The following is a 7,068-nucleotide window of genomic DNA, read 5'->3' on the forward strand; positions in this document are numbered from 1 at the left end:
CAGTGATGGAAGAGCCGCGTCGCCTCGGCGGCCGGTACGAACTGGGCTCGGTGCTCGGCCGTGCCACATCTCCGTGGAGCGGCCTTCGCCCCGCCGTCCCGATCACCGGGGTGACGTCCGGAGGACGGCGGTGGGCGTCAGGTGCCGGACAGATCGGGTGAGTCGTTCCCGTGCTGATCCGTCCCTTGACCTCAAGCGCACTCGATGTCCGAGACTCGGGCACACCACCGAATCCGGTGGGTGCGGAGCAAAGGGGGGAACGCGATGCGTGTGGCACAGGTGGTCGAGTTCGGTGGCCCGGACGTACTGGTCGCGGCGGAGGCCGTCGACCCGGTGGCGGGTTCCGGGCAGGTGCTGGTTGCCGTGGCCGCCGCGGACACGATCTTCGTGGAGACTCAGGTGCGGGCCGGCTGGGGCAGGAACTTCTTCCCGGTCACCCCGCCGTACGTCCCGGGGGGTGGCATCGCCGGAACGGTGCGCGCGGTCGGCGAGGGAGTGGAGCCGGCATGGGTCGGGCGCCGTGTCGTCGCCTCCATCGGGTTCACCGGAGCCTACGCGGAACTGGCCGTGGCTCCGGTGGAGGCTCTGGCTGTCGTACCCGACGAGGTGTCTTTCGTGGATGCCGCGGCCTTGGCTCACGACGGGGCGACAGCGGCCAAGCTGCTGGACGTCACGGCCGTCCGGCACGGTGACCAGGTGTTGGTCGTGGGGGCGTCGGGCGGCATGGGAACGGTCCTCGTGCAGCTGGCGAAAGCCGCGGGCGCCCGGGTCGTCGGCCTGGCCCGCGGGCAGCGGAAAATGGACCTGGTAACGGAGTTGGGAGCGGATGCCGTCGTCGACCCGACCAGCCCGGACTGGGTGGAACGGACCCGGGAGGCGCTCGGCGGTACGGGCGCGGACGTCGTTCTGGACGGGGTGGGTGGCGAGGTGGGACTGACCGCGTTCTCCCTGGTCGCGAACGGCGGCCGGTTCTCGGCCCACGGCGCCCCGACGGGGGGCTTCGCTCCGGTGAGCCCTTCGGAAGCGACGGCCCTCGGTGTCCGGCTGCTCGGTATCGGGGACATCCGGCTGACCGCCCCGGCACACGCCGAACTCGTCGCACGCGCGCTGGACGCGGCTGCGAAAGATGCCCTGAAGACGGTGGTCGGCGCCACCTTCCCCCTCGCGCACGCGGCATCGGCGCACGAGGCGATCGAGTCCCGAGCGCTTCTGGGCAAGGTGGTGATCACCGTCTGACCCGAAGACCGCCCCGGCGGAAAGCGCCCGCCGGGAAGCGCCGGCCGGGGGCGCGGCGGCTGAGGGCGCGGCGGCCGGCAGGACCTACGGGGCCTACGGGGTCTACCGGCCTGCGAGAAGCCGATGGCCTCCCGCGCACGGGATCGTTGGAGCGGGCCGGCATCGATCGGCTTCACCCTCCTGCGGTGATCAGGCCGGTTCCCAGGCTGCCGCGCACAGGGACTCGGCCACGGCGGCGGTGTAACGGGCAGCGGTGAGCCAGTACATGGCGAAGGCGTCGCTGTCGGCGGGAAGGAGACGGCCGAAGAGGTCTCGGTCGCGTCGGGTCGCCGAGGCGCACAGCGCCGTCAGGAGTCCGGCGGCCGTGGGGAGGCCCGCGCGGCTGAGGCGGCGCGTCTGGGCGGTGATGTCCCCGAGCATGCCGAGGGCGGCGCGGCCCGCCGGGACCGCCTGTTCGACCCGGCGCTCCAGAAGGTACAGCGGCGAGTGCGCGCCGGACCCTTCGAGCTGTGGCGGGGCGGGGTGCACGGAGGCGGCCGGGTCCGGGAGGTCGGCGCGGCGCAGGCGGTCGAAGCCGAGGTCGATCGTGCCCTCGCCTGTCGGGTGAGAGCAGGCAAGGAGGGTGAGCCGGGGGTGGAGGGCGGGCACGAGGCGGCCGATGATCCTCAGCCGGGTACCGGGCGCCGCGGCCAGCAACATCAGGTTGTCGCGGTGGGCCAGCGCGGGGTCGTCGTCGGCGACGGCCAGCCGGACGTGAATGCCTCCCTCGCACTGTGCGAGCAGGCAGATGCCGCCCGGCTCCCGTACGGCGCCGAGGAGTTCGACGTCCAGAAAGAGCAGGTCGCCGCTTCCGCCGTCCTGGTCCGCGTAGCGGGCGGTGGACCGCAGGGCGCGGACCGCCTGTTCGGCCGGCGACCTCTCCCACAGGGCGGCGAGCGGCATCTCCGTCCACGCGACGCCCCGGGCGGTAACGGCCTTGACGCCCTTCCCCGCGCCCAGCCTGCCGTCCGGAGAGACCGTCGCTCCCGAGACGGCCAGGCCGGCCCGGCCCAGCTCCCGATGGGTGAGCGCGCTGTCCCCCAGGCGTACGGCCCGGTCGGCCACCCCCAGGGCCCGCCCGACGCCCCCGGGTGCCACGTCACCGACCGTGCAGAGACGGCCGTCGGGTCCAACCACCCAGGTGCGTACGCCTCCGTGCCCCGAGTCGGTGACCACGGGTTCGGTGAACAAGCCGTACAGGCGCAGCGAGCCGTCCGGGCTGTACGGGCGGCGCGCGCGTCCTCTGACGGCGGCCAGCTCCGATCCGGACGCCGTCCCCACCCGGTGTGCGGTGCCGAGGAGTTCGGCCAGGGCTGTGACGAGGTCGGCGGTGCGGTAGGACGGGTCCCCGGCGCGGGCCGCGCGCAGCAGCGTGACGGCGGACAGCGCGGCGCCCGCGGCGCGGGGCAGGTGCCGGAGCCGGGCGGTGTGCGCGGCGCGGAGGAGGGCCGACTGGGTGACGGCACCGGCCCCGTCGACGCCGGCCTCCAGCACGGCGGCTCCCGCAGACCACAGGGCGTCGGCCGCGGCACGCTGGGCCGGGGTCGCCACTTCGAGCGGGGCGGCGGAGTCGGCGGCGGGCTCGACGGGTGCGGTGGGTGCGCCCGCCACAGTGGGTGCCGTGAGCGATGTGGGTGGTGTGGGTGCAGGGCCGGTCGCGGGGGTGGCAGTTGCGGCAGGGTCGGGAGCGGCGGCGGAGTCCGTCGGGGAGGCGGGTCCTGGGCCCCCGGGGGACGGCTGGTCGGCGAGTTCCGGCGCCGGGTCCGCCACGGGGGCGGCGCAGGCGGCGGCAGCGCGGTGGACGCATGCCGGGGCGAGGAGGCAACCGCAGGTGATGGCGTCCGCCGTCGCCACCACACCGCCCGGGGCATGCAGCCGCAACTCGCTCTCGTCGTCGACCGCGATCGTCACCGTGTCCCCGACGCGGCACATCGGGCGGGCGCCGAGTTTGGTGACCGCCGCATCCAGCCGCTTGCGCAGCCGGGGCGGGAGGTCCTCCACCAGCGTGGCCGTGACCTCCGGCGCGACGGGCGGCAACTGGGCGGTGGTCATGCGGTCTTCTCCCCTATCCAGCGGGCCAGTTCGAGTGGGCTGAGCGCCGCCACCGGCATGCCTGCGGCCACGAGCTGCCCGGCGACGCCCGTCGAGTAGCGGGGTCGGCCGGCGTCGTCGAGGCTCGCGCACCCGAGGACGTGGCAGCCGGTGGAGACGAGGGCCCGCACCTCGGCCAGGAGTCCGCCGAGTGGCGCGCCCTCTTCGAAGTCGCTGATGACGACGACGAGGGTACGGCTGGGCACCGCGATCAGGCTGCGGGCGTGCCGCAGCCCGGCGGCGATGTGGGTGCCCCCGCCCACGCTCACCTCCAGCAGAAGGGAGAGGGGATCGCGCACATGCCCGGTGAGGTCGACGACCTCCGTGGAGAAGGCCAGGAAATGGGTGCTCAGGGTCGGCACCCCGGCGAGTACGGAGGCGGTCAGCGCGGACCAGATCGTGGACGCCTCCATGGATCCGGAGACGTCGGTGACCAGGATCAGGCGCCAGTCGGCCGACCGGCGGGCGCGACTGCGGAACACCGGTTTCTCGGGGATCACCTGAACCGTTCCGTCGGCCGTCCGGCGGGCGGTGGCCAGGTTCGCGCGGAGCGTGCGCGGCAGGTCGAGCCGGCCGCCGGGGCGGCGGGTGGGCCGGGCCGACATGGTGCCGGTGAGGGCGGGGCGTAGCCGGGTGGCGAGCTGCCTGGTCAGTTCGTCGACCAGGTGACGGACCAGGGGCCGGAGCGCCGCGAGGCGGGCCTCGGGGAGGCCGCCCGCGTACCGCAGGATCGTCCGGAGCAGTTCCACGGAGGGGGTGACGGCCGACGGGTCGAGTTCGGCGAGGACGTCCTGGCGGCCGGTCGCGGCTGCGGCGGCGAGGACCTCCTCGCGGATGCCGGGGCCGAACAGCGCGGCGAGTTCCTCGGACCACTCGCGGACTCCGGGGAATGAGGGTTCCCGGCCGCCGCGCGAGCCGGGCAGACCGCTACGGGACCCCTCGCCGTGTCCTGCGCCGTAGAGCTCGTCCAGAGCGGTCGCCAGGCGGGCGGCCCCGGAGGGCAGTTGGCCGGGACGTCGGCCGAGCACGAGCCGCCACCGGTCGGCGGGCGCGAGGATCCGCGCGGGGGTGGCCACGGTGGAGGGTGCGGCGACAGGTGTGACGGCAGGGTGCGGTGCGGCAGGTGTGACTGCGTGCTGCGGTGCGTCGGGATGCGTCGCGGCCCGGTCGCCGGACGGCGGGGGGAACCGGTCGTCGGACGCGGGTGGCGGGACGGGCAGGCCGAGGCTGGTCAGGAGCTCGCGGGCCGCGAGGTCGGCGGCCGTTCGGCGGGCCGTCCCGGTCGGGTCGTCCGCGTCGAGGGTGTCCACCCGTTCGCCCAGCCGCTCCTCCACGGTGTCCAGCAGCCGGTCCCGTGCTGCCGGGCTGAGGGTGTCGAAACCTCCGCGCAGGGCCGGCAGCCGGGCCAGGAACGCGGTGTCGTCCAGCTCCACGACCCGCTGGAGCAACGGATCCAGGGCGCCGACGCCGACGGCCAGGAGCGGGCCCGCCACCGTGAGGACGCCGGTGAGGCGGGCGGTGAGAGCGGCCCGGAGGGTGCTGTCCACGGCTCCGTCCACCCAGGAGGCGACGCGCCCGCCGAATGTCTCGGCCTCTTCGTGGCCCGTGAGTACCCTGACCGCTCCGGCGGCAGCAGCGATCAGCGGGGTGCCGTCGACGGCCAGCCGGGCGAGGGCATCGCTGAGCCGGATGCCGCCCAGCTGGTCGGCCCGCTGGGCCAGTTCGAGCAGAGCCCGGGCGTCCTCGGGCTCCTCGGAACCGGTCAGTCCGTCGACCTGGCGGACCGCCGCCGAGGTCAGGAGTTCGGCCGCGCGGGCGGTGCGGGTGGCGCGGGCGGAGGAGGCGGCGTCCGGGGCCGAGGGACCGTCGGGCGCGGCCAGGCCCGGCAGGTGGCCGGCGTCGATGCGGTCCAGCAGGTCGAGCCCTCCGAGGAGTTCGGGAAGGGTGCCGCTCGCGGGAAGTACGGCGGCCAGTTCCGTCAGCCGGTCGTCGGCCAGGACGGGGAGCCCGCACTCGGCGGCCTCCGTGAGGCCGCGGACGACCTGGGCAGCCGTCGGGCCGCCCTCCGCGCGCTCGGCCGCGTGCCGCTGCCGCAGTACACCCTCGGCCGCCTGGAGCGGGGTGACGCCCCGGGCCCCGGACGCGGTGAGCATCGCGGCCGTGGCAGGGGTCCACCGCACCTGCCAGCGCGTCGTGAGTCCTTCCGTGCCCGCCGCGCCGCTCACCTCCTGCTCCTGCGCGTAAGGGATGCCGCACACCGTCAGCCTGCGCAGCAGCAGTTCGCGGCGCCGGTCCAGGGCGGAGCGTGCCGGGTCGAGCCGGAGGTCGCGCGGTGTCTTCTCGTGCACGTCCGCCGGCCCGGGGAGGGAGAGTTCCCCGGTCTCGGCCTCGACCGCGGGGCCGAGACCGCTGCGCGGAGCCGCGGGCGCGGGCCGTCCGGTGCGGGCTCCGACGAGTACCCGTTCGAGGGCCTGGGCGACGGCGCGGCCCGTGCCGTAGGTCTCTCCGCGCCCCAGCACCGTCTGTGCGGCTTCCAGGAGTTCACCGCGACCGGGGGCGGGCAGATCGCGCAGGCGGGCCAGGTCACCGGCCACCCGGACGACCTCCCGGCCGTCGGCCGGACCGTAGGGATGGCCCTCTTCGCGCAGGGCGGCGCAGACCCGGACCGCGGTGCGGATAAGCGCCTCGTGCAGCGCGGCCGGGTCTCCCGCGGCGTCCAGGACGGCGTGCTGCCATTCCGGGTCCCGGATACCGGCCGGGTAGCCGGACCGTGAGTCGAGCAGCGGGTACGTGTACGGGACCAGGGAGACCGTGCACCCCGGCGCCTCGGCAGCGTCGTGCCCGGGGCTGTCCGCGCCCGGCCCGGGCACGGCATCGGACGCCTCCGGCCCCTCCGGTACAGGCTCCCCGGTGGCTCCGACGGCTCCCGTGGCCCTGACGGCCCCAGCGGCGGACGGCAGTAGCGCCGGGGTGTGGAAGGCTCCGACCACCACGGCGGGCCGAAGTCCGCCCGCCAGGGCCTCGGCGACATGTCCGCGCATGCATGCCTCGCGTGCGAGGTCCGTGCCGTGCACCCGGCCCCGTGTCTCGGCCTCGTGGCGCAGCGCCCAGCCGGTGAGCAGGGCGGCACGGCGGAGCGCCTCGGGTGTCGAACCGGGCGCGAGGGCCTCCACCAGCCGGTCCCACAGGTCGTCGCCGTCCCGGCCGGTGAGCCGGGACCGGAGCGCCGCGGACAGCCCGTGCCCCTCCCCCGACGCCAACGCCGCGGAGTCGGCACCCGGGAGAGGGCTGGGAGCAGGGCTGGGAGCAGGGGTGTCCTGACCGCCCTCCGCCCATGCCCGGTCGGCCAGCGGCAGATCGCAGGCCACGGCCGGGACGCCGTTCCTCGCCGCCCAGCGCAGGGCGACGAGTTCGGGCGAGAAGTCGGCGAACGGGTAGAAGGCAGGCTCCCGTGCGCCTGCCGGACCGGTCCCGGGCGCGTCGGCCGACACCGCGGCCAGCGCGACCGGGGCCTCGGTCTCCTCGTGGGCGAGCCAGCCCAGCCAGGGCTGCAACTCGGCGGGCAGTTCGACGAGGAGGACGTCGGGGGCCGCCGCGTCCAGCAGTGCCGGGAGGACGGCCGCCAGCGAAGGCGCGTGGTGGCGCACCCCGATGAGGAACGGCAGCCCGGGGCCGGTCGCCGCGAGGGCCGCCACCGCGGCT

General features: G+C 75.7%; 3 protein-coding genes. 1 reads left to right on the forward strand and 2 read right to left on the reverse strand.

The genetic code is table 11. The features are described 5' to 3' along the window. Nucleotides 1-264: 264 nt before the first annotated feature. Nucleotides 265-1,236, forward strand: a complete 972-nt coding sequence (locus tag ACWD3D_RS31170; protein WP_451464100.1) for a zinc-binding dehydrogenase — start codon at nucleotides 265-267, stop codon at nucleotides 1,234-1,236. Between the two features lie 189 nt (nucleotides 1,237-1,425). On the opposite strand, the gene ACWD3D_RS31175 is transcribed toward ACWD3D_RS31170, so the two are convergent. Further along, entirely contained in the window at nucleotides 1,426-3,327 is a 1,902-nt protein-coding gene (locus ACWD3D_RS31175) for a hypothetical protein (RefSeq protein ID WP_451464101.1), read from the reverse strand. After that, on the reverse strand, nucleotides 3,324-7,068 hold a 3,745-nt coding region (locus ACWD3D_RS31180), incomplete at its 5' end, for a vWA domain-containing protein (RefSeq protein WP_451464102.1). The genes ACWD3D_RS31180 and ACWD3D_RS31175, both read right to left, overlap by 4 nt.

Source organism: Streptomyces sp. NPDC002690, assembly GCF_053592415.1.

Excerpts from the sequence above, each read along its gene's own strand:
- ACWD3D_RS31170 (WP_451464100.1), top strand. The coding sequence starts at position 265 with ATGCGTGTGGCACAGGTGGTCGAGTTCGGTGGCCCGGACGTACTGGTC.
- ACWD3D_RS31175 (WP_451464101.1), bottom strand. The coding sequence starts at position 3,327 with ATGACCACCGCCCAGTTGCCGCCCGTCGCGCCGGAGGTCACGGCCACG.